This window comes from Streptomyces shaanxiensis, assembly GCF_039537145.1.
Lineage (GTDB): Bacteria > Actinomycetota > Actinomycetes > Streptomycetales > Streptomycetaceae > Streptomyces > Streptomyces shaanxiensis.
The window spans coordinates 158,027-180,021 of the sequence record NZ_BAAAZY010000005.1 but is presented as its reverse complement, the minus strand read 5'-3'; the positions used below and the strand labels follow the sequence as shown (position 1 = coordinate 180,021).

Sequence of the window (21,995 nt, the reverse complement as noted above, 5' to 3'; positions counted from 1 at the left end):
AGCGGGGCCCCTTTCCGTACCAGGGGAACGCATGCGCATCAGAGCCACCGTGGCCGCCGTCTCCGCTCTCTCCGGCGCCCTGGCCCTCTCCGCCTTCGCCGCGCCGGCCGCCCAGGCCGAGGAGTCCGCGGCCTCCGTCGCCTCCTACCGCGCCGCTGTCGCGAAGATCCGCCAGGCCGCGCAGGCCGAGTCCGGCAGTCAGCGGGCAGGTGCCCGGTACGACCTGGACGTCTCCTTCTCCAACTTCAAGATCGCCAAGGCGATCAAGGTCGGCGCGACCAACCACGTCGCCACGACCGTGTCGTACACGCTGACGCACGGCGCGGACGTCGACATCACCGCCGACGACTTCATCACCGACCCGATCATCTACCGCGGCTCCTACACCAGCCCGGACAACAGGCTCTTCGGCAACAAGCCGGCCAAGTGCACCGCGGCCTCCGCGACCACCGCCACCTGCAAGGGCACCATCGACGTCTACCCGGGCGCCCACGAGCTCATCAACACGGACGCCGGCACCTGGCGGGCCGCCGCGGAGGCCACCGCCTTCAACGGCCAGGACCCGGCGGGCGAGGAGTTCGACCAGAGCAAGGTCGGTTACGCCGGCAAGGGCGGCCTCGGCACCACGCTCGTGCAGCGCCACTCGAAGCTGACGGTCGACGCCTCCCCGGAGCCCGTGCAGAAGAACAAGACCATCACGATCACCGGCAAGCTCTCCCGCGCCAACTGGGACCGCGGCACGTACAACGGCTACGTGGAGCAGCCCGTGCAGCTGCAGTTCCGCAAGAAGAACAGCGACACCTACAGCACCGTGAAGACCATCAAGACGAACGCGACGGGCAACCTCAAGACGACCGTCAAGGCCACCCAGGACGGCTACTTCCGTTACGTCTTCGCGGGCACGACCACGACCCCGGCGGTCAACGCCACGGGTGACTTCGTGGATGTCCAGTAGTCACTGACTGCTACACCGGGAAGCGGCGGTCGACCCACCTCCACATGAGTTCCAGGGCGACCGCCGCCCCCGCCGAGATCCCCACCGCGATCCACGGCATCGTCACCCCGACCAGCCGCAGCGCGAAGAACTCCTGCAGCCATGGCACCACCAGCACCAGCAGGAACCCGAGGCCCATCGCCGCCACCAGCCCGAGGCGCCACCAGGTGTACGGGCGGGCGATGATCGCCAGCACCCACATGGAGATCAGGAAGAGCGTGAGCGTGGCGACGCTCGTCTCCGCGTCCAGCGAGCCCTCGCCCGTGTAGTAGTGGCGGGCGATCAGATACGTCGCGAAGGTCGCCACCGCGGCCACCGCGCCGCCCGGGATCGCGTACCGCATGACCCGCCGTACGAAATGGGGTTTCGCGCGCTCCTTGTTGGGCGCGAGGGCCAGGAAGAAGGCCGGGACGCCGATGGTGAGGGTGGAGAGCAGGGTCAGGTGGCGCGGCAGGAACGGGTACTCCACCTGCCAGCACACCACCATCAGCGCCAGTAGCACCGAGTAGACCGTCTTGACCAGGAACAGGGTCGCGACGCGCGTGATGTTGCCGATCACCCGCCGCCCCTCCGCCACCACCGACGGCAGCGTCGCGAAGCTGTTGTTCAGCAGCACGATCTGCGCCACAGCCCGCGTGGCCTCCGACCCGGACCCCATCGCCACGCCGATGTCGGCGTCCTTCAGGGCCAGGACGTCGTTCACGCCGTCGCCGGTCATGGCGACGGTGTGCCCGTGGGACTGCAGCGCGCCCACCATGTCCCGCTTCTGCTGCGGGGTGACCCGCCCGAACACCGTGGCCTCGTCGAGGGCCGTCGCCATCCCGTCCTTGTCGGGAGGGAGCCGGCGCGCGTCGACCGTCGAACCCGACAGGCCGAGCTTGCTCGCCACCGCGCCCACCGACACCGCGTTGTCCCCGGAGATCACCTTGGCCCGGACGTTCTGCTCGGCGAAGTAGCGCAGGGTGTCGGCGGCGTCGGGCCGCAGCCGTTGTTCGAGTACGACGAGGGCGGCCGGCTTGGCGCCCTCCGCGACGTCGGCGGCGTCGAGGTCGCGGCCGGTGCGGGCGAGCAGCAGGACCCGTAGGCCCTGTTCGTTCAACCGATCGGTTTCGGCCAGTGCGGGGTCGTCGGAGGACAGGAGCACATCGGGGGCGCCCAGCAGCCATGTGCTCGCCTCGCCGTTGCCCTCGCTGAACGTGGCGCCGCTGTACTTGCGGGCCGAGGAGAACGGCAGGGACTCGGTGCAGCGCCAGTCCTCGGCGTCCGGGTAGGCCTCGATGATGGCCTGGAGGGAGGCGTTCGGGCGGGGGTCGGACTCGCCGAGGGCGCCCAGCACCCTGCGTATGTACTCGTCGTCGCTGCCGTTGAGGGGGCGCAGTTCGGTGACGTCCATGCCGCCCTCGGTCAGGGTGCCCGTCTTGTCGAGGCAGACCGTGTCCACGCGGGCCAGGCCCTCGATCGCGGGCAGCTCCTGTACCAGGCACTGCTTGCGGCCGAGGCGGATGACGCCGATCGCGAAGGCGACCGAGGTGAGGAGGACCAGCCCCTCCGGGACCATGGGGACGATGCCGCCGACGGTCCGGGCGATCGAGTCGTCGAGCTCGTTGTCCTTGACGACGAGCTGGGTGATGATCAGGCCGGTCGCGGCCGGGATCATCATCCAGGTCACGTACTTGAGGATGGTGGAGATGCCGGAGCGCAGCTCGGAGTGGACCAGGGTGAAGCGGGAGGCCTCCTCGGCGAGCTGGGCGGCGTAGGCCTCGCGGCCGACCTTGGTGGCCTGGAAGGCGCCGCCGCCGGCGACGACGAAGCTGCCGGACAGGACCTGGTCACCCGGGCGCTTGACCACCGGATCGGCCTCGCCGGTGAGCAGCGACTCGTCGATCTCCAGCCCGTCGGCCTCGACGCACACCCCGTCCACGACGGCCTTGTCCCCCGGCCCGATCTCTATCAGGTCGTCCAGCACGATCTCCGATGTGCTGACCTCGGCGGCGATCCCGTCCCGCCGTACCGTCGGCCGGGCCTCGCCGATCACGGCGAGTGAGTCGAGGGTCTTCTTCGCCCGCCACTCCTGGATGATCCCGATGCCGGTGTTGGCGAGGATCACGAAGCCGAACAGGCTGTCCTGGATGGGCGCGACGAACAGCATGATCAGCCAGAGCACGCCGATGATCGCGTTGAACCGGGTGAACACGTTGGCGCGGACGATGTCGGTCATCGACCGGCTGCTGCGCACCGGTATGTCGTTGACCTCGCCGCGCGCGACCCGCTCGGCCACCTCGGCGGCGGTGAGCCCGCCCGTCGCCACCGGGGCGCGGGCGGAGTGCACAGGAGTGTCCAGTCCGGCGCCCGCGTCGGTATGCGTCATGCATTCGACGGTACGTGCGGATTTACGGCTTCACCCGCCGAGTGCACGGAAGTTCCGACTTGGGGAGGACGGGGCGTCGTGCCCAGGTTGTAGGGGGCCGACCTCAGGACGACTGGGGTTCGCCGGTCGTCTCCCGGGGCTCCATGGGGGCGGCGGCCGCCCGCTTGATCGCCGCGTCGCGCCTGCGGACGTACCAGATGCCGATGAGTCCCAGCCCGCCGCCGGCCAGGCAGGTCCACACCCACCAGGTCTGGTCGCGGTCGTCGAACCAGCCGTAGAAGGGCAGCTGTACGACGAAGAGGACGAACCAGAGGATCGTGCCGCCGGTGATGGTGGCGACCACGGGCCCTTCAAGGGGCTCGGGTGCCTCGTGCCTGGGGGTCCACTTCGCCATGGAGGACAGCTTACGAGGCGATCGGATCCACACCGATCTACGCGCGGAGATGGCCGATCCCGGCTTTATATGTTCATACTGAAACGGTTTGTGTCTGACCACTTCTCTTCGTAGGAACAACCAAAAGCATGCCCACCTCGGCTCCTGCCAAGGCCCCCACCCCTGAACAGCCGGGAGCCGGGCCCACATACGGCGCACTCGACCGCTTCTTCAAGATCTCCGAACGCGGCAGCACCCTGCCCCGCGAGATCCGCGGCGGTTTCGCCACCTTCTTCGCGATGGCCTACATCATCGTGCTGAACCCGATCATCCTCGGCAGCGCGAAGGACATGTACGGCCACCAGCTGGACAACGGCCAGCTGGTCACCGCGACGGCCGTGACGGCCGCGTTCACCACGCTGCTGATGGGCGTCATCGGCAACGTGCCGATCGCGCTCGCCGCCGGTCTCGGCGTCAACTCGGTCGTCGCGCTCCAGCTCGCGCCCCGGATGTCCTGGCCGGACGCCATGGGCATGGTGGTGCTCGCCGGTTTCATCGTGATGCTGCTGGTCGCGACCGGTCTGCGTGAGCGTGTCATGAACGCCGTGCCCTACAGCCTGCGCAAGGCCATCTCCATCGGCATCGGCCTGTTCATCATGCTGATCGGCCTCGTCGACTCCGGCTTCGTCTCCCGCATCCCGGACGTCGCCCAGACGACCGTGCCCCTCCAGTTGGGCGGCGACGGTCACCTCAACGGCTGGCCGGTGCTCGTCTTCATCCTCGGCGCGCTGCTCACGCTCGCGCTCATCGTCCGCAAGGTCTCCGGCGCGATCCTCATCTCGATCGTCGCGATGACCGTGCTCTCCGTGATCATCGAGGCCGTCGCGAACGTGCCGTCCTGGGGGCTGACGACCCCGAAGTGGCCCGGCAACCCCGTCGCCGGCCCCGACTTCGGCCTGATCGGCCAGGTCAGCCTGTTCGGCGGCTTCGACAAGGTCGGCGCGCTGACCGGCACCCTCTTCGTCTTCACGGTCCTCCTCTCCTGCTTCTTCGACGCCATGGGCACGATCATGGGCGTCAGCGACGAGGCGAAGCTGACCGACGCCCAGGGGCAGATGCCGGGCATCAACAAGGTGCTGTTCGTCGACGGCCTCGCCGTCGCCGCGGGTGGTGCCAGCTCCTCCTCGGCCACCACCGCCTTCGTGGAGTCCACGGCCGGCGTCGGCGAGGGCGCGCGCACCGGCTTCGCGAACGTCGTCACCGGCGCCCTCTTCGGCGTGGCGCTGTTCCTGACGCCCATCGCCACCATGGTCCCCTCGCAGGCGGCCACCCCGGCCCTGCTCGCGGTCGGCTTCCTGATCCTGGCCAACTCGGTCAAGGAGATCGACTGGGCCGACTACACGGTCGCGATCCCGGCCTTCGTGACGATGGTGATGATGCCGTTCACCTACTCGATCACCAACGGCATCGGCATGGGCTTCATCACCTTCGCGGTGCTGCGCCTGGCCGCCGGGCGGGGCCGGGAGGTGCCGGTCGCGATGTACGTCGTGGCGGCGGTCTTCGCCTTCTACTACCTGATGCCGGCGCTGGGGCTCACGTAAGCCGTCTCATGTGAGCCCGTAGAACTTCTCGGTCTCGTCGACGGCGGACTGGAACCGCTCGTCGAAGTCATCGCGGATGAGCGTTCGGACGACGTAGTCCTGGACGCTCATTCCTCTTTTCGCCGCATGCTCTCGGAGTCGTTCGAGCAGCTCGTGGTCTATCCGCAGGCTGAGCACGCTGGTCCCCATGAACACGAGGGTTGCCCCATCCGCCGGTTCGGCGTGTCACGTTCCGCCACCGGATCACCCGGATGAGTGATACTGCGCCGGATGGTCTTTAGTAAGGGTAATGAGTTATGCTAAAGAACATGTCGGACCTTACCCATGGCGACGACGCTGCCGCCGTGAACTCTCTTCGCTCCGCCGTGATGCGACTGTCGCGTCGGCTCAAGCACCAGCGGGTCGACGAGTCGCTGAGCCCCACCGAGATGTCGGTGCTGGGCACCCTCTCCCTCTGCGGCAAGGCCACCCCCGGTGAGCTCGCCCGCAAGGAGCACGTCCAGCCGCCGTCGATGACCCGCATCGTCGCCCTGCTGGAGGCCAAGGGGCTGGTCCGTCTGGAGCCGCATCCGGAGGACCGGCGCCAGAAGGTCGTCACGAAGACCGAGCAGGCCGAGGCGATGCTCGAGGAGAGCCGCCGCAAGCGCAACGCCTTCCTGGCCGCCCTGGTCGAGGGCCTCGACGAGGACGAGTGGGCGAAACTCCGCGCCGCCGCCCCCGTGCTGGAGAAGCTCGCACATCTGTAAGCCGTAGTCGCAGCCGTCGCAAGGAGGCGAACCCTTTTGAGTTCGGGACCCGGAGCAGCTTCCGCCCCCGCACCAGACCCCGACGACTCCCCGCCCGCCCTCGAACCCCCCAAGTCCCCCCGGCCCCGCAAGTCCTCGATGTTCAGCTCGCTGAAGGTCAGGAACTACCGCCTGTTCTTCCTCGGCCAGGTCGTCTCCAACACCGGCACCTGGATGCAGCGCATCGCCCAGGACTGGCTGGTCCTCAGCCTCACCGGCTCCGCCACCGCCGTCGGCATCACGACGGCCCTGCAGTTCCTGCCGATGCTGCTCTTCGGCCTCTACGGCGGCGTCCTCGTCGACCGTCTGCCCAAGCGCCGTACGCTGCTCGTCACGCAGACCTCGATGGCCGCCACCGGCATCGCGCTCGCCGTTCTCACCCTCACCGGACACGTCCAGGTCTGGCATGTGTACCTGGCCGCCTTCGTCGTCGGTCTGGCGACCGTCGTCGACAACCCGGCCCGCCAGTCCTTCGTCTCCGAGATGGTCGGCCCCGACCAGCTCCAGAACGCCGTCAGCCTCAACTCCGCGAACTTCCAGTCCGCCCGCCTGGTCGGCCCCGCCGTCGCCGGCCTGATGATCACCGGCGTGGGCACCGGCTGGGCGTTCCTCGCCAACGGGCTGTCGTTCGTCGCGCCCATCGCCGGTCTGCTGATGATGCGGGCGCGTGAGCTGTACGCGGTCGAGCGCGCCCCGCGCGGGAAGGGGCAGATGCGGGAGGGCCTGCGGTACGTCGCGGGGCGCCCGGAGCTGATCTGGACCATCGTGCTCGCCGGGTTCGTCAGCACCTTCGGCTTCAACTTCCCGGTGTACCTGTCCGCCTTCGCCGACGACGTCTTCCGTGCGGGTGCCGGCTCCTACAGCCTCTTCAACACGCTGATGGCGGTCGGCTCCCTGGCCGGTGCCCTGCTCGCGGCCCGGCGCGGGACGGCCCGGATGCGGGTGCTGATCGCGGGGGCGGTGGCCTTCGGCACGATGGAGATAGTGGCCGCGTTCGCCCCCTCCCTGTGGATGTTCGCCCTGCTCATGGCCCCCATAGGCATCTTCGGCATGACGGTGAACGTCACCGCCAACAGCAGCATCCAGATGGCGACCGACCCGGCCATGCGGGGCCGGGTGATGGCCCTGTACATGATGGTGTTCATGGGCGGCGCACCGCTGGGCGCGCCGATCGCCGGCTGGATCACCGACGCGTACGGCGTCCGGGCGGCCCTGGCGGTGGGCGGCGCCATCACCGCCACCGCGGCCGTCACGATCGCCCTGGTCCTGGCCCGCGTCGGCAACCTGCGCCTGTCGGTCGGCTGGAACCGCGGCCATCCGCAGGTGCGGTTCGAGCCGCGGCAGCGGCAGGAGGAGCTGGCGCCCGTGGCCCGAGCCGCCTGATCCCCGTCCGGCCCGGAGGCTAGACCCTCCGGGCCAGCACCTGCCCCGGCCAGTCGTCCGTCCCCGTGTACGTCTCCGTGCGCACGAAGCCGTTGCTCTCGTAGTAGCGGACGAGCTTGCCGTCGGCGCCCGCGTAGCAGTCCACGCGCAGCAGGGAGACCCCTGCCTGCCGGGTCACCTCGGCGGCGTGCGTGAGCAGGGCGCTGCCCACGCCGTGGCCCTTGAAGCGGCGGTCGGAGGCGAGCCAGTGGATGTAGCGCTCGGGCTCGCCGATCGGCGGGAGGTGGGCCAGGTAGGGGCCGGGCGAGTCGGTGAGGGTGAGGGTGGCGGCGGGCACGCCGTCGACCTCGGCCATGAAGACATCGCCCTCGTCCATGTACCGGGCCACGGACTCCACCGTCTTCGGGCTCTGCGACAGCGGCTTCGTCCCCCACTGCCCGGTCCGCCCCTGCGCGACCAGCCACTCCACACCGCTGTCGAGCATGCCGAGTATCGCGGGGATGTCGTCGGGCCCGCCGTCCCTGATGATGATCTCCATCCCCTCATCGTGCCAGGCTGGGTGCCATGAGACTCTTCGCCGCCGTACTGCCGCCCGAGGACGTGACCCGTGAACTCGCCGCCGAGGTCGCGGAGTTGCGCGGGCTGCCCGGCGCGGACCGGCTGCGCTGGACCGGCCGCCCCGGCTGGCACTTCACCCTCGCCTTCTACGGCGAGGTCGACGACGACCTCGTACCCGACCTGTCGGCCCGCCTGGAGCGCGCCGCGCACCGTACGCCGTCCTTCCCGTTGGCCCTCAGCGGCGGCGGCCAGTTCGGGCACGGGCGGGCTCTGTGGGCGGGTGCGGAGGGGGACCTGGCCACCCTGCGACTGCTGGCCGACCGCAGCGAGGCGGCGGCGCGCAAGGCGGGGGTGCCGATGGGGGAGCACCGGCGGTACAAGGCCCACCTGACGGTGGCCAGGAGCCGCTCGGCGGTGGACGTACGGCCGTACGTGGCGACCCTCGCGGAGTTCACGAGCCGGACCTGGACGGTGGCCGAGCTGGCGCTGGTGCGCAGCAATCTGCCGACGTCGGGCGTCGCGGGCGAGCAGCCCCGGTACGAGGCGGTCGCCCGCTGGCCGCTCGGAGGCGCCGGTTAGGCTCGGTCACGTGGACCCGAAAACCCGGAACCGGATCATGGCCGGTGCGCTTGTGTTGATGTTCGTGGTGGTGGCGCTGGCGGCGGCCCTCGGAAGGTAGGAGACGTGGCCGGCCGCCTGGCCGTCGGCGCCCGGTCTCGCCGCCTCGCCGGTCAGACGAGTTCGATCAGCCCCAGCCGGACGGCCTCGCTGACGGTCGCGGCCCGGTTCTCGGTGCCGAGCTTGCGGTAGATCCGTACGAGGTGGGTCTTGACCGTCGCCTCGGCCAGGAACAGCGTGCTCGCGATGGCCCGGTTGCTGTGCCCCCGGGCGAGCAGCCGTACGACCTCGATCTCCCGCTCGCTGAGCACCGGCCCCGGCTCGACCGCGTGCCCGACGACACTCGCGGCGGCCTCCGGCGCCAGCGCCATGCCCCCCGCCGCCGCGGCCCGCACGGCACGGAACAGCTCCTCGGGCGGGCCCGCCTTGAGGACGTAGCCGCGGGCGCCCGCCTCGACGGCCCGCAGGACGTCGGCCGTACGGCCGTGGCTGGTGAGCATGACGACCCGGACCCCGGTGCTGGTCGCGAGGATCCGGCGGGTGGCCTCGACGCCGTCGACGCCGTCGGCTCCGGCAGGGGACCTGCCCGAGTCGGTGAGCCGGAGGTCCATGAGGACGACGTCGGGGCGCAGCCGCCCCACCAGGCGTACGGCCTCGGTGCCGTCGCCGGTCTCGCCGACGACCTCGAAGCCGGGCTCGCCTTCGAGCAGGGCGCGCAGACCGGCCCGTACGACGGTGTGGTCGTCGACGATCAGCAGCCGTAGCGGCTCGGCCTCGGCCGCGTCGTCGCTCATCGGGCGCCGACCGGGACGCGGTCCTCGGCGGCCCGTGCGACCGGCAGCGTCGCCCGGACGCGGGTGCCGTGGCCGGGCGCGGTGTCGACGGTGAGCGTGCCGCCGAGGGCGCCGAGCCGCTCGCGTGCCCCGGCGAGCCCGAATCCGCGCCCGTCCCCGGAGGCGGCCGACCGTACGGGTTCCTGCTCGAACCCCACACCGTCGTCGCGGACCTCGACGGCCGCGACGGTCCCGCCCTGGATCAGGGTGACGTGTACGTGCGTGGCGCGGGCGTGTTCGCAGGCGTTGGCGAGGAGGCTCTGGGTCACGCGGAGCAGGGCGACGGCCTGCTCCACGGGAAGGGCGGCGGGCGGGTTCTCGGCGCTGAAGGAGATCCCGGGCGCCCCGGCGGCGGAACCCGTACGGGCGGTCAGCTCACGCAGTGCCGCCTCCAGGCCGTCCCGGGCGAGGGCGGGCGGGGTGAGGTCGTCGATGATGCCGCGGGTCTGGGCGAGGTGGTCGCCGAGCGCGTCGGTGACCAGCCGCACCTGGCGCCGGGCCGCCTCCGGGCGGCGGTCCCAGTCGCGTTCGGCGGCCTGGAGGAGCATGCGGCTGCCCGCGAGTTCCTGGGCGAGCGTGTCGTGCAGGTCGCGGGCGATGCGGGCACGCTCGGCCAGCCGCCCGGCCTCCCGCTGCCGACGCGCCAACTCGCCCCGGGTGTCGGCCAGTTCTCGGGTCAGCCGCTGCTGGCCGCGGTAGAGCAGGACGGTCGCCCACATGGCGGTGACCGGCGGTGCCAGCAGATCCGGGTCGAGGCCGCCGCCGGCCCGGACCAGCGCCGCCATCAGCAGCGCCGTGAGGACGCCGAGCGCCGCCGCCCGCTCCGCGCGGGTGGGCATGCGCAGCGCCAGGACGGCCAGCGGCACGGCCAGCCACGCGTATCCGAAGGTGAGCGGCGCGGGCAGGACCCAGGCCACCCACGACCACAGCAGCAGAAGCAGCCCGAACCAGACCGGCCGCCCGGCCCGGCCCAGCCGCGCCCACGGGGCCGGCCCGGCGGCGTACAGCAGGGCCAGTACGGCCATGGGCGGCGCGACGGACCAGCACAGCTCGTTGTTCAGCTCGACGAGCCGTACGAGGGTGCCGGCGACGGCGACCAGGAAGACCAGGTGCGGGAGGTGCCGGGCCGACAGGCGGGACGGGCGAACGGCGAGAGTGGTGGCGGGCACGGCGGTGACTCCCTGGACGGGCCGATGGGAAGCGACTATGCCGTCAGGAGTTTAAGCCGTTACTCGTGTGACCGTAGTAAATGACAGTGAGCCGACAGTGAACCGACAGGGCTCAGCGTCCCGGGTGCAGCCCGAGCCAGCCCGGCGAGGGGTCGCCCTTCACCTCGCCGAAGTACAGCGCGAAGGTCTGCTTCAGCCGCTCGATCGCGGCGCGGTCCTCCATGAACTTCGGGAAACCGTCCACGTGGGCGTCCGGGTTCTCCCACACCGGCTTCAGACCGGGGGACGGCGTGACGTCCGTCCGCACCGACCAGCCGTTGAAGCTGGCCTTCTGCCGCTCCTCGGACAGCGCCCAGTTCAGGTACAGCTTGGCGGCGGTCGGGTTGGCGGCCTGCTTCAGGACCGCGGCCCGCTGCCCCCACGCCATGAACGGGTGCCCCTCGGGCACGACCCACTTCGTCACGGTCGACGTCGACACCGCGCTGCCGGACCCGCCGACGCCGATGGCCTTCTGCTTGCCGTTGACCGCGAGGCCCGGCGTGTGCGAGCCACGGGCGAACTGCGGCTGCTGCGCGGCGAACTTCGCCACCCAGTCCCACCCATAGGTCCGCTGGTAGAGGGAGAAGAGGTAGAGCACCGCGTCGTCGTCGTGCGGGTAGGAGGAGGCGATCTGCCCCTTCCAGCGCGGGTCGACGAGGTCGAGGGGCGTCTTGGGCGCGTTGGCGCCGGCCGCCTCGATGCCGTACATGAAGCTGAAGCCGATGACCATCAGCGCGGTCCAGGCGCCGTCCGGGTCCTTGAACCCCTCGTGGACCTTGGAGAACCCGGCGGGCTTGTAGGGCAGCAGCTTGCCCTCCCGCTTCCAGCGGGTGAAGTCCTGGAGGGTCTGGAGCTGTACGACGTCGGGGACCAGGGTGCCGGTCGCGAGCTGGTTGTCGACGCGGACGTCGTGGTACTTGCTGTAGTCCACGACGACCGTCAGGTCGATGTCGGGGAAGCGGCTCGCGAATCCGGCCCGCACACCGGCCGCCTGGCTGTCGACGTCCCCGCCCTGGTAGAGGACGAGCTTGCCGCCCTCGGCGACGGCGGCCGCGTACAACTCGTCGAGGGAGCGGGTCTCCTCGCGGACGCGGGGGCCCGACGAGAGGGCGTCCGCGGCGGTCGGCACGGTGGATGCCATCGCGGTGGACGCGGAGACCGCGGCGGCACCGCCGAGCGCGACACCGGCCCCCGTGGCGAGCAGTCGGCGCCTGCTGAAGTCCATGGACATGTGGGGGGTCCTCCTGACCTGTCGCGCCGCCACGTCCGTTACGCGGCGGCGCGGCAAGTCTGGCGACGGGAAGGGGTGCTTCGCGTCGTCCGCCCGCTGCCTCCTTGTTCAACCGTTCGATGGAACGGAGCCCAAGAAGTCGGGGGGGGGGAGGGGCTACCAGGCGAATGCTTCCGGAGAGGGCCCCGGACCCGGGAAGATCTCGTCCAGCCCGGCCAGCAACTCTTCGCTCAGCTCCGACTCGGCGGCGCGCACCGCCGACTCCAACTGCTCGGCCGTGCGCGGGCCGACGATCGGGCCGGTCACGCCCGGGCGGGTGAGCAGCCAGGCCAGCGCGGCCTCGCCGGGCTCCAGGCCGTGCTTGTCGAGCAGGTCCTCGTACGCCTGGATCTTCGCCCGTACGGCAGGGTCGGCGAGGGAGTCGGCGGCCCGCCCGGAGCCGCGCCGTCCGCCCTCGACCTCCTTCTTGATGACGCCGCCGAGCAGCCCGCCGTGCAGCGGGGACCACGGGATGACGCCGAGCCCGTACTCCTGCGCGGCCGGGATGACCTCCATCTCGGCGCGGCGCTCGAAGAGGTTGTACAGGCACTGCTCGCTGACGAGGCCGATGGTGCCGCCGCGCCGGGCGGCGATCTCGTTGGCCTGGGCGATCTTGTAGCCAGGGAAGTTGGAGGAGCCGACGTACAGGATCTTCCCCTGCTGGACCAGCACGTCGATGGCCTGCCAGATCTCCTCGAAGGGAGTGGCGCGGTCGATGTGGTGGAACTGGTAGACGTCGATGTAGTCGGTCTGGAGCCGCTTGAGCGAGGCATCGACGGCCCGCCGGATGTTCACGGCCGACAGCTTGTCGTGGTTGGGCCACGCCGCGCCCTCCGCGCCCATGTTGCCGTACACCTTGGTGGCGAGGACGACCTTGTCGCGTCGCTCGCCGCCCTTCGCGAACCAGTTGCCGATGATGCTTTCGGTACGGCCCTTGTTCTCGCCCCAGCCGTACACGTTGGCGGTGTCGAAGAAGTTGATGCCCGCGTCCAGCGCCGCGTCCATGATCGCGTGACTGTCCGCTTCGTCCGTCTGCGGGCCGAAGTTCATGGTGCCGAGCACGAGTCGGCTGACCTTGAGTCCCGTGCGTCCGAGCTGCGTGTACTTCATGGCTTGAACGCTAGCTGTGTGGAGTGCGCTCTAGGCAAGGGATCTCGCCGGGTCGACGGATCTTGACGCTAACTGGGAGTTAGTGCTTTCCTGTGCACAGCGTGAGATTGAACTTTCAATATCCATCTCCGGAGAGAGCCCCATGCCCCCCACCACGCCTGTCCGTCCTGTCCGTAGGGCACTTGCCGCCTTCGTCGCCTCCGCCGCGCTGCTGGGCGCTGCCGCCGTGCCGGCCCTCGCGTCCGTGCCGGTCACCCACGCACCCGTGTTCTCCGGCTACGACGACTCCGCCCGCCTCGGCTACCAGAAGGCTGTCGCCGTCCGCGTCCTCAAGGGCGTGTTCGAGCGGGGCGACACCGAGGTCGTCGACCGTTACGTCCGCCCGGACTACATCCAGCACAACCCGCTCGCGCCGGACGGTGCGGAGACGTTGAAGAACCTGGGCGTCGCGATCCATCAGCAGTTCCCGGACGCCGAGTACGACGTCAAGCGGGTCATCTCCGAGGGCGACCTCGTGCTGGTGCACTCCAACGTGGTCATGACGCCCGGCACCCGGGGCAGCGCGGTCTTCGACATCTTCCGCTTCCAGGGCGGGAAGATCGCCGAGCACTGGGACGTGGGGCAGAACGTGCCGGAGGGCTCGGCCAACGGCAACGACATGTTCTCGACGGAGAGTTGGCCGCGGACGGAGCGGCCGGGGCCGGCGTGGCTGACGGCGTACAACAAGCAGCTCGTCACCAAGGCCTTCGACCAACTCCTCGTCCAGAAGGACCTGTCCGCGATCGACCGGTATTGGGGCACCGAGTACCACCAGCACAACCCGAACATCGCGGACGGTGTGGAGGGCGTGAAGTCAGGGCTGGGCGGGTACTTCGAGGCGTTTCCGCAGTTGAAGGTCACGCCGAAGCGGGTGATCGCCGAGGGTGACCTGGTGGCGGTGCACAGCCACTACGTGAACGCGCCGGGGGAGCGGGGGCAGGCGATCGTGGATCTGTTCCGGGTGCGGAACGGGAAGATCGTCGAGCACTGGGATGTGATCCAGGATGTGCCGGCGACGTCCGCGAACGACAACGGCATGTTCTAGGTCTGGGCTAGGGCAGGGAGTTGAGGAAGGTCGTCCAGGTGGTGGGGGTTATCTGGACGGCCCTCTGTCCGTGGTCTGTGGGGGTCTTGGAGTCGCGGATGTGGATGGTGGTGGGGGTGAGGGCTACTTCTACGCACTCGCCGCCCTGGCCGCCGCTGTAGCTGCTCTTGAACCAGTGCAGGTCGGTACTCATAGGTCCCGTGCCACCTTGTCGATCAGTTCTGCTGACTCATCCGGGTTGAGAGCCTGGGCTCGCAGGATGCCATATTGCGTGAACAGGTCGCCCAGGTGCGGCTGTTCGCTGACGAAGTATCCGCCGCCTGGCCCCTCGACGTAGGCGAGCTGCCTGCGTTCATCGGTTTCCAGCAGGATCATGGGGCCGTTCAGAGAGGCGTGTTCCTGCCGGTCGGTCGGCATGACCTGGATCTCGATGTTGCGGCGCTTCCCGACGATCAGAAGGTGCTCCAACTGCTGCCGCAGGGCGGGCTGGCCGCCAAGGGGGCGCCTGAGCGTGTGTTCGTCAAGCACGAAGCCAACGGTGGGTGCGGGCTTGCGCTCCATCACCTGTTGGCGGTCCAGGCGTGCCGCCAGCCTGGCCTCGATCTCCTCCTCTTCAAGGGTGGGGCGCTGCGCGACGAAGATCGCCCGCGCGTAGGCCTCGGTCTGCAGCAAGCCCGGAATCACGTGGTTGGCGTACATGTAGATCGAGGTCGCCCTCGCCTCCAGCTCCGCGTAGTCCTCGAACCAAGACGGAAACCGGCTCGCCTTCAGCTTCCTGCCCGCCGCCAGAAGTGCACCTTGTGCACCCAGGACCTCGTCCGCGATCTCGACCAGCTTGCCCTTGGGCGGCCGCTCTCCCCGCTCCACCATGGCCACTTGGGACTTGGAGTACCCGACGTACTTGCCCAGCGCCTCCTGAGTCATCCCGGCCCGCTCGCGATAGAACCGCAGCAACGAGCCGAACATCTCCAGGTTCCCCGAACCTCGTTCACCGGCGTGCACAACGACCTCCCCAACTACACAGCCCCGCACCACCACCACGAACCCCTGGTCACAGTATGTAAGCGCCCGGTTGCATTTGCGGCATGTACGAGAAAATCGCCAACCCCTGGCTCCCCACCTGGATCCCCGACACCGGCCACGCGCTCCGCCACGCAGGCATCCACTTCGACGCCGTACGTATGAAAGGCGCCCAGGCAGAAGGCGCCGCCGCCGAACTCCTGCTCCGCACGCACTTCGACGCGGGCCCGATCATCCGCGAGCTGACCGGCGAGCGATACCTGTACTTCCTGTTGCCCCCGCAAACCGCCACCACCCACCGCTGGCCCCCCGGCGTACGCACCCTGACCCGCGCCACCGGCTACTCGGCGTACGTGGGCGTACCGGCCCTGACCGGCGTCACCTGGCCGCTGGAATGGCGGTCGATGCCGACGGAGGAAGTCCCGTTCGTCGAGGGTGAGTTGCTGCGCGAAGTCGTGGGGAGAAGCTCCGCCGGAGGGCCACGGTCAGCTCGGCCGACGTAGCCCCGCGACGAGGAGTGCGACCAGTCGGCGCGCGTCGTACCGGGGGTCGCTCTCGGCGCCGATGCAGAGGTTTCCGATGCCGCGCATGAGCTGGTAGGCGTCGATGCCCGGGCGGATCTCGCCGGAGGCGGCGGCAGCATCGAGGAGTTGGGCGCACACCGGCAGGAGGCGGTCGAGGAAATAGGTGTGCAGCGTCTCGAAACCGCAGCTGTCGGTCCGCAGTACGGCTGCGAGGCCGTGCTTGGTGACCAGGAAGTCCACGAAGAGGCCGACCCACTGTTCCAGGGCGGCGTGCGGTGTCGGACTGGTCGTCAGGAGGGCCGGTCCCGCTTCGGCGCAGGCTTCGACCTGGTGGCGGTAGACGGCGATGATCAGGTCCGCCCGGGTGGGGAAGTGCCGGTAGATCGTGCCCGTCCCGACGCCGGCCTTGGCGGCGATGTCGCGTACCGGTGCTTCCACGCCCGAGGTGACGAAGACCGAGGCGGCCGCGTCCAGCAGGGTCTGCTGGTTGCGCCGGGCGTCCTTGCGCTTGGATCCGGCCGCGCTTCCCGTGCTGTGGCCGCTGTCGTTCACCGCGGCGCTCCTTCCGTGATTGCCAAAGCGGAACAGTGTTCCGTATTGTTTGCGGAACGAGGTTCCGTTTCGCCCATGATGGCAGACCGGGGGACCGGTCCGTCCGTCACCATCAACGGAGGCACTTCCATGTCCGACTCGAACAACACCGTGAACGTGCGGAAGAGCGCGGGTGCGCCCGCCACAGTGATATCCGCGAAGCCGGTCGTGCTGGCCGCCCCGGGTCGTGGCGAGGACCTACAGGTCCGCGTGTCCGCCCCCGCGACCGGCGGCGATCTCCCGGTCGTCGTCTTCTCGCACGGCTTCGGGTGGTCGATGAACGGCTACGCCCCGCTGGCGGACTTCTGGGCCGCGCAAGGCTTCGTGGTCGTGCAGCCGACCCACCTCGACTCCAGGACGCTCGGCCTCCCCGCCGAGGACCCCCGTACACCGCGGATCTGGCGCTTCCGTATCGAGGACCTCAAGCGGGTGTTGGACGGACTCGACGTCCTGGAAGCCTCGGTGCCGGGCCTCGGCGGGCGCCTCGACCGCGGCCGCATCGCCGTGGCGGGTCACTCCTGGGGAGCTCAGACAGCGAGCACGCTGCTGGGCGCGCGATTCCTCGACTCCGACGGTGTTCCCGGCGAGGACATGTCCGACCCCCGGGTCAAGGCGGGTGTGCTGCTCGCCATGGCCGGCCTGGGGGACGATCTGACCCCGTTCGCCGCCGAGAACTTCCCCTTCATGAGGCCGTCCTTCGACACCATGACCACGCCGGCCCTCGTCGTCGCCGGGGACCACGACCAGTCCCACCTGACCTCGCGCGGACCGGACTGGTTCACCGACCCCTACACCCACAGCCCGGGAAGCAAGAGCCTGCTCACGCTGTTCGGGGCGGAGCACTCGCTCGGTGGCATTCCCGGGTACGAGGTCGCCGAGACGACCGACGAGAGTCCCGCACGCGTCGCCCTGATCCAGCAACTCACCTCCGCCTTCCTGCGCAGCGCCCTCTACACCGAGGACAGTGGCTGGAAGGCGGCGGTCGCCTTGCTGGAGGAAGGCTCCGACCCGCTGGGGAAGCTGGAGAGCAAGGTGTTCTGACGGGTGGTCGGGGGCGTCAGTCGCGGGGAAAACGGTCGGTTTTGAGGGTGAGGTCGACAACGGTGCCGATCAGGTCGACGTCGGTGCCGAAGTCCACCGGCGTCCGGTTCTCGTAGTCGCCGTCCTTGGGATCGGTGTAGACGTAGCACCGCCCCTGGTAGGGGTCGGCGACGACGTAGACGGAGACTTCGGCGGCCGCATAGGCCCTTTTCTTCGGGCCGTAGTCGTTGGAGGCCGTACCCTCCGAGATGACCTCGGCGACGAACTCGACGTCTTGGTAACGCCAGTGGCCCGTGTCGTCCTTCTTCGCCGAGTCATTGAGCAGGGCGATGTCCGGACAGAAGCCGTTCTTGTAGCCCGGGAAGTCGATGCGGACGTCCGAGAATGCTTTGACGTCCATCCCGTACCTGTCCTCCAGCGCCCGCACGATTCGGCGGATGATTACCCAGTGCGTATCCCGCTGCGGCGTCATATGGACGTTGCCCCCGACGATCTCGACCCTGAATCCTTCGGGGACGGGCATCCTCTCGAGCCGCTCGAACATCTCATCGAGCCAGCGTGTGTCGCTCTCGGCCATCGCGATCCTGTCTTCAATGACGGTCATCGTGGCGCTCCTCCCCGGCTGCCCCACGGAAGGTGCAGCCGCGCAGTACAACGATACGCACAGTGACCAGGACACCGAGAGGAAGCTCACATGCCAGACCCAGGTGCCCAGCACATCGTCCCCCTCCTCCACCACACCCTTGGCACCACCATCCTCGGCATCTACCTCCACGGCTCCGCCACCCTCGGCGGCCTACGCCCCCACAGCGACATCGACGTCCTGGTCGTCGTGAGCGAGCCCACGACCCAGGCCCAACGCCGAGCGCTCGTAAGGGAGTTGATGAAGGTGTCCGGCGGAGCCTCCCGCCCCGTCGAGCTCATCGTCGTCGTACAGGACGACGTACGCCCCTGGCGCTACCCACCCACCTGCGACTTCCTCTACGGCGAATGGCTGCGCGCCGACTACGAACGCGGCGTAACCTCGGTCCCCGAGCCCAGCCCCGACCTCGCCCCGCTCCTCACGATGGTGCTGCTGGCGAACGCCCCGCTGTACGGGCCCCCACCCGCCGAGCTCCTCGACCCCGTCCCGCCCGCGGATCTCAGGCGCGCGATCGTCACCGCCGTACCCGAGCTCCTCACCGAGCTGGACTCCGACACCCGCAACGTCCTGCTCACCCTCGCCCGGATCTGGACCACCCTCGACACGGGCGCGATCCGCTCCAAGGACGCCGCCGCCGACTGGGCCCTCGCCCGGCTCCCCGCCGAGCACCGGCCCGTCCTCGCGCACGCCCGTGCCGTCTACCTCGGCGACGAGGAAGAGCACTGGGGCGACGACCTGCTACCGGGCGTCCGCCCCTGCGCCGACGCCCTCGTGGACGCCGTCAAGCGTCAGGCGGCCAACGATCAGGCGCTCAACGATCAGGCGGTCGACGATCAGTCGGCCTCGTACGGCTCGCCCAGCCCCCACGCCTGATACATCGCGTCCGCGAAGGCCTCCGCGATCTTGTGCTCGCCGCTCGCGTTCGGGTGCGTGCCGTCGTAGGTGTCGAGGTTGATGTCGTACGACGGGGGAGGGGACGCCAGGAGCAGCGGTGAGCGGGGCTCGTCCAGGTCGGCCACCGCCTTCGCCAGCAACTCGTTGAAGCGGCTCACCTGCACGGCGAACTCGGCGTCCGACTCCGCCCGGACGTTCGGGATCACCGGCAGCACGACCATCCGCACCTTCGGGTTCGCCGCCCGCGCCGCCGCCACGAACCCGCGCGCGTTCTCCGCCGTCTGCTCCGCGTTCGTGTAGAACCCCAGGTCGATCAGGCCCAGCGACACCAGCAGCACATCCGCCCGGTACGACCGCACGGCCTCGCCGATCAGCGGTGCCATGTGCAGCCAGCCCTCGCCCCAGCCGGCGAGGTGGGCGCGGGGGAAGTCGGGGTCGGCGTACTCGTACGACGTGGGCGCGTCCATCGCCTTGTCGTAGAGCGTCTCGCGCGGGCCGACGAGGGCGAAGGGGCCGCCGTACGTCTCGCGCAGGTGCTGCCACATGCGGTAGCGCCACGTGTGTTCGCCGGCGCTGCCGATGGTCATGGTGTCGCCGACGGGCATGAACCTGAGCATCCGCTCATGATGGACGATCGCTACCTGTCGGTAGGAGCAGGCGGCGTGTGAAGCCTGACACGCCGCCTGCGCCCGGTGTCTCGATGCCGCGCTCCCCGATCTGCGCGTACGCCGCGTCGAACTCCTCCTCGGAGATCAGGCGATGTCCCCGTGGATCTCAGTCAGGCCGGCCCAGCTCGTGAAACCGGCCGGGATGGCAGGCTTGGGGGCATGCGCCGACTGCTCGCGTCTCTTGCCGGGGTCCTTCTCGTGGGGGCGTTCACCGCCGTGCCCGCCTCCGCCGCCGCGTCCGCCGCGGACGGAAACGAGGACTTCACGATCAAGGACCCCCGCATCACGGAGTCCAGCGGTCTCGCCGCCTCCCGTCAGCACCCGGGCGTCTACTGGACGCACAACGACCAGGACGAGGGCGCCTACCTCTACGCCGTCGACAGCAGCACCGGCGAGACCGTCGCGACGATCACCATGACCGGCGTGGGCACCCCGCGCGACGTGGAGGCGATCGCCATCGGGCCCGGCAACGAGATCTACGTCGGCGACATCGGCGACAACGACGGTGTGGAGTGGCCCTATGTGTGGGTCTACCGGCTGCCTGAGCCGAAAACCCTCAAGGACCAGACGATCCGCGCCACGCAGTACGTGGTGAAGTACTCCGACGGCACCCGCGACGCCGAGTCGCTCGTCGTGCACCCCAAGACCGGGCGCGTCTACATCATCGACAAGCTGGAGGACGGCGGGCACCTCTACGAGGCACCGGCCAAGCTCTCCCCCAACGGCACGAACGTCTTCAAGCCCATCACCCCGGTCGACCTGTGGGCCACCGACGCCGCCTTCTCCCCGGACGGCCGGACCCTCGCCGTACGCGGCTACTTCGGCGGCATCGCCTACGACTGGAACGGCGGCAAACTCAAACGGCTGGAGCGCATCAGCGTGCCCCTCGGCCAGGGCGAGTCCGTCAGCTACTCACCCGACGGCACCAAGCTCATGCTGGGGAGCGAAGGGGCCGGCAGCGCGGTGGTCGCCCAGGACGCCCCCGAGGACGCCGGATCCCCCGACTCCTCCTCCGGCGGCGGCAGTTCGGCCGCGGGCGACGACGGTGACGGCGACGGCGGCCCGAGCGGCGACATCAAGGTCGGTGCCGTCGCGGTGGTCGTCGCGTGTGTGGTTGTGTTCGGGTTGCGGAGGCTGCTGCGGCGGGGGTGAAGGGCCTCGGCGGTGTGTCGGAGAATGCCCGAGGCGTTCCACCTCGTACGAAGGATCACCTGACCCCGCATGGCCAACCCGCCCCTCGCACCCGATGCCGCGCAGGTGCTCAGGCACAACCGCGCTCTGCTGTACCGGCACATCGTCACCCGCCTCGCGCTCGCCGTGACCTTGTTCGCCGTCCCGTACGTGGCGCACCTGGCCGGCTATGACGCCGCCCTGCCCGGGTTCGGCATCCCGGCCGCCCTGCTCGTGCTGATCTTCCTGATGCTCCGGCTGCGCCACGGCTCCCGGATCAAGGTGTGCGAGAAGGTGCTGCACACCTACCCCCTGGAGTACCGCACCCGGGTCTCCTGGAAGGGCTCGGAGTGGAAGTACCTCGGCGATGTGCACACCGTCCGGCTGTCGGTGCGCGGGCAGCACGGCGCGCCTTCGCTGCGCGCGGTCAACGCCACGACGATGCGCCGCCGGCCGAAGGAGGCCGAGGAGGGCGGTGCCTGGTTCGCCGGGGACCCGGCCTTCGGCGGCGTCATGGTCCTACCGGGGAGCAACGACATGTTCTTCGTGCAGCCCGCGGACTGGAAGAAGTACGAGCAGGAGCGCGCCCAGGCCGACCCGCAGCGCGTGGCTCTCGCCGAACAGGCCGGTATCTCCAGGCTGTTGGAGAAGGAGCCGAACATTTTGGTGGGCGGATGAAGCGCGTACTCGGCTGGGTGTGCGGCGTCCTCCTCGCCCTGGTCGCCGCCTTCTGGTGCGTCACCGCGACCGCCGACCTCGCCCTGTCCGCGGGGGTCTACGGCACCCCGGGCACGTACGAGGTGGACACCTGCCACGACACCAACAGCAGCGGCAAGAACTCCCGTTACGACTGCTCCGGGGACTTCACGCCGGACGGCGGCACGGCCGACGACGCCGTGTCTGTGCACCTCGAGGACACCGGGCACGACTATCCGGACGGCAGTGGGTTCGACGCGCGGCAGGGGCTCGAGCCGGAGACGGTTCAGCGGGTCGGGTTCTGGGGTGTCGTGGGCGAGCTCTGGCAGGTCGCGGTCTGCGTGGTCGTCCTCGCGGTCCTCGCGCACCAGGCGATCAAGCCGCGCGGGAAGGCCCAACGCAAGGAGGCCCACCGCCGGGAGCCTTCGCGGCGGCAGAAGGTGGCCGACCGGGTCGGCTACGTCGTCGTGGTCGCCATCCCCGTGGGTGTCCTGAGCTGGATCGCCATGATCGCGGAGCCCAGCCCGTAGGCCGGTCCGCGTCCGGTGTCACCTCTTCCCGGC

The 21,995-nt window shown here is 69.7% G+C and carries 25 protein-coding genes; 12 read left to right on the top strand and 13 right to left on the bottom strand.

The genetic code is table 11. From position 1 onward, the window contains the following. The first annotated feature begins 31 nt into the window (after window positions 1-31). The gene (locus ABD932_RS05660) at window positions 32-955 is read left to right on the top strand and encodes a hypothetical protein (protein ID WP_345009214.1); all 924 of its coding nucleotides are present in this window, start codon (window positions 32-34) and stop codon (window positions 953-955) included. Window positions 956-965: 10 nt separating this feature from the next. Here ABD932_RS05660 and ABD932_RS05655 read toward each other — a convergent pair whose 3' ends face one another. Both ABD932_RS05655 and ABD932_RS05650 read right to left on the bottom strand, forming a co-directional pair. After that, on the bottom strand, window positions 966-3,362 hold the full coding sequence (locus tag ABD932_RS05655; RefSeq protein ID WP_345009212.1) for an HAD-IC family P-type ATPase: 2,397 nt from the start codon (window positions 3,360-3,362) through the stop codon (window positions 966-968). Between the two features lie 103 nt (window positions 3,363-3,465). Continuing rightward, window positions 3,466-3,756, bottom strand: a complete 291-nt coding sequence (locus ABD932_RS05650; protein ID WP_345009210.1) for a DUF2530 domain-containing protein — start codon at window positions 3,754-3,756, stop codon at window positions 3,466-3,468. Window positions 3,757-3,884: 128 nt separating this feature from the next. Between ABD932_RS05650 and ABD932_RS05645 the strand changes: the two genes are divergently transcribed. Next, entirely contained in the window at window positions 3,885-5,336 is a 1,452-nt protein-coding gene (locus ABD932_RS05645) for an NCS2 family permease (protein WP_345009208.1), read from the top strand. Between the two features lie 6 nt (window positions 5,337-5,342). Here ABD932_RS05645 and ABD932_RS05640 read toward each other — a convergent pair whose 3' ends face one another. Continuing rightward, a complete protein-coding gene (locus ABD932_RS05640) occupies window positions 5,343-5,525 on the bottom strand; it encodes a ribbon-helix-helix protein, CopG family (protein WP_126393051.1) in 183 nt (60 codons plus the stop codon). A gap of 119 nt (window positions 5,526-5,644) precedes the next feature. Here ABD932_RS05640 and ABD932_RS05635 point away from each other — a divergent pair, with 119 nt between their 5' ends. Continuing rightward, complete coding sequence (locus ABD932_RS05635) at window positions 5,645-6,082, top strand: MarR family winged helix-turn-helix transcriptional regulator (protein WP_250088454.1); 438 nt, start codon at window positions 5,645-5,647, stop codon at window positions 6,080-6,082. A 36-nt stretch (window positions 6,083-6,118) separates the two neighbouring features. Beyond that, entirely contained in the window at window positions 6,119-7,504 is a 1,386-nt protein-coding gene (locus ABD932_RS05630) for an MFS transporter (RefSeq protein ID WP_345009200.1), read from the top strand. Window positions 7,505-7,523: 19 nt separating this feature from the next. Here ABD932_RS05630 and ABD932_RS05625 read toward each other — a convergent pair whose 3' ends face one another. After that, window positions 7,524-8,042: a GNAT family N-acetyltransferase gene (locus ABD932_RS05625; protein WP_345009198.1), complete on the bottom strand. Its 519-nt coding sequence runs from the start codon at window positions 8,040-8,042 to the stop codon at window positions 7,524-7,526. 26 nt (window positions 8,043-8,068) lie between these two features. On the opposite strand from ABD932_RS05625, the gene thpR reads away from it, so the two are divergent. Further along, window positions 8,069-8,641: an RNA 2',3'-cyclic phosphodiesterase gene (gene thpR, locus ABD932_RS05620; protein ID WP_345009196.1), complete on the top strand. Its 573-nt coding sequence runs from the start codon at window positions 8,069-8,071 to the stop codon at window positions 8,639-8,641. A gap of 152 nt (window positions 8,642-8,793) precedes the next feature. On the opposite strand, the gene ABD932_RS05615 is transcribed toward thpR, so the two are convergent. The 4 genes from ABD932_RS05615 to ABD932_RS05600 form a co-directional block, all read right to left on the bottom strand. Continuing rightward, on the bottom strand, window positions 8,794-9,474 hold the full coding sequence (locus tag ABD932_RS05615; RefSeq protein WP_345009194.1) for a response regulator transcription factor: 681 nt from the start codon (window positions 9,472-9,474) through the stop codon (window positions 8,794-8,796). Then, a complete protein-coding gene (locus ABD932_RS05610; RefSeq protein ID WP_345009192.1) occupies window positions 9,471-10,682 on the bottom strand; it encodes a sensor histidine kinase in 1,212 nt (403 codons plus the stop codon). The genes ABD932_RS05615 and ABD932_RS05610 overlap by 4 nt, the downstream gene beginning before the upstream one ends. Before the next feature lie 112 nt (window positions 10,683-10,794). After that, the gene (locus tag ABD932_RS05605) at window positions 10,795-11,952 is read right to left on the bottom strand and encodes an ABC transporter substrate-binding protein (protein WP_345009190.1); all 1,158 of its coding nucleotides are present in this window, start codon (window positions 11,950-11,952) and stop codon (window positions 10,795-10,797) included. A gap of 156 nt (window positions 11,953-12,108) precedes the next feature. Further along, window positions 12,109-13,101, bottom strand: coding sequence for an aldo/keto reductase (locus tag ABD932_RS05600; protein ID WP_345009188.1), 993 nt, complete (start codon window positions 13,099-13,101; stop codon window positions 12,109-12,111). Between the two features lie 142 nt (window positions 13,102-13,243). On the opposite strand from ABD932_RS05600, the gene ABD932_RS05595 reads away from it, so the two are divergent. Further along, window positions 13,244-14,185, top strand: a complete 942-nt coding sequence (locus ABD932_RS05595; protein WP_345009186.1) for a nuclear transport factor 2 family protein — start codon at window positions 13,244-13,246, stop codon at window positions 14,183-14,185. A 7-nt stretch (window positions 14,186-14,192) separates the two neighbouring features. Here ABD932_RS05595 and ABD932_RS05590 read toward each other — a convergent pair whose 3' ends face one another. After that, entirely contained in the window at window positions 14,193-14,378 is a 186-nt protein-coding gene (locus ABD932_RS05590) for a DUF397 domain-containing protein (RefSeq protein ID WP_345009184.1), read from the bottom strand. After that, window positions 14,375-15,187, bottom strand: coding sequence for a helix-turn-helix domain-containing protein (locus ABD932_RS05585; RefSeq protein ID WP_345009182.1), 813 nt, complete (start codon window positions 15,185-15,187; stop codon window positions 14,375-14,377). Before ABD932_RS05585 ends, ABD932_RS05590 begins: the two co-directional genes overlap by 4 nt. Before the next feature lie 83 nt (window positions 15,188-15,270). Between ABD932_RS05585 and ABD932_RS05580 the strand changes: the two genes are divergently transcribed. After that, entirely contained in the window at window positions 15,271-15,708 is a 438-nt protein-coding gene (locus ABD932_RS05580; RefSeq protein ID WP_345009180.1) for a hypothetical protein, read from the top strand. Here the strand turns inward: ABD932_RS05580 and ABD932_RS05575 are convergent. Next, a complete protein-coding gene (locus ABD932_RS05575; protein ID WP_345009178.1) occupies window positions 15,691-16,281 on the bottom strand; it encodes a TetR/AcrR family transcriptional regulator in 591 nt (196 codons plus the stop codon). The two genes, ABD932_RS05580 and ABD932_RS05575, sit on opposite strands and share 18 nt — an antisense overlap. Before the next feature lie 129 nt (window positions 16,282-16,410). Between ABD932_RS05575 and ABD932_RS05570 the strand changes: the two genes are divergently transcribed. Next, window positions 16,411-17,361, top strand: a complete 951-nt coding sequence (locus tag ABD932_RS05570) for an alpha/beta hydrolase family protein (RefSeq protein ID WP_345009176.1) — start codon at window positions 16,411-16,413, stop codon at window positions 17,359-17,361. Between the two features lie 16 nt (window positions 17,362-17,377). Here ABD932_RS05570 and ABD932_RS05565 read toward each other — a convergent pair whose 3' ends face one another. After that, window positions 17,378-17,965 carry a Uma2 family endonuclease gene (locus ABD932_RS05565; RefSeq protein WP_345009174.1) on the bottom strand — a complete coding sequence of 196 codons (588 nt, stop codon included), beginning with the start codon at window positions 17,963-17,965 and terminating at the stop codon, window positions 17,378-17,380. Window positions 17,966-18,055: 90 nt separating this feature from the next. Between ABD932_RS05565 and ABD932_RS05560 the strand changes: the two genes are divergently transcribed. Further along, window positions 18,056-18,877: an aminoglycoside adenylyltransferase family protein gene (locus ABD932_RS05560; protein WP_345009172.1), complete on the top strand. Its 822-nt coding sequence runs from the start codon at window positions 18,056-18,058 to the stop codon at window positions 18,875-18,877. Here the strand turns inward: ABD932_RS05560 and ABD932_RS05555 are convergent. Then, on the bottom strand, window positions 18,838-19,515 hold the full coding sequence (locus ABD932_RS05555) for an SGNH/GDSL hydrolase family protein (RefSeq protein ID WP_345009170.1): 678 nt from the start codon (window positions 19,513-19,515) through the stop codon (window positions 18,838-18,840). The genes ABD932_RS05560 and ABD932_RS05555 overlap by 40 nt on opposite strands. A gap of 210 nt (window positions 19,516-19,725) precedes the next feature. Here ABD932_RS05555 and ABD932_RS05550 point away from each other — a divergent pair, with 210 nt between their 5' ends. From ABD932_RS05550 to ABD932_RS05540, 3 genes are all read left to right on the top strand, one after another. Further along, window positions 19,726-20,718, top strand: a complete 993-nt coding sequence (locus ABD932_RS05550; protein ID WP_345009168.1) for a YncE family protein — start codon at window positions 19,726-19,728, stop codon at window positions 20,716-20,718. 69 nt (window positions 20,719-20,787) lie between these two features. Then, on the top strand, window positions 20,788-21,414 hold the full coding sequence (locus ABD932_RS05545; protein WP_345009167.1) for a hypothetical protein: 627 nt from the start codon (window positions 20,788-20,790) through the stop codon (window positions 21,412-21,414). After that, on the top strand, window positions 21,411-21,962 hold the full coding sequence (locus tag ABD932_RS05540; protein WP_345009165.1) for a hypothetical protein: 552 nt from the start codon (window positions 21,411-21,413) through the stop codon (window positions 21,960-21,962). Before ABD932_RS05545 ends, ABD932_RS05540 begins: the two co-directional genes overlap by 4 nt. The last annotated feature ends 33 nt before the right edge of the window (window positions 21,963-21,995 follow it).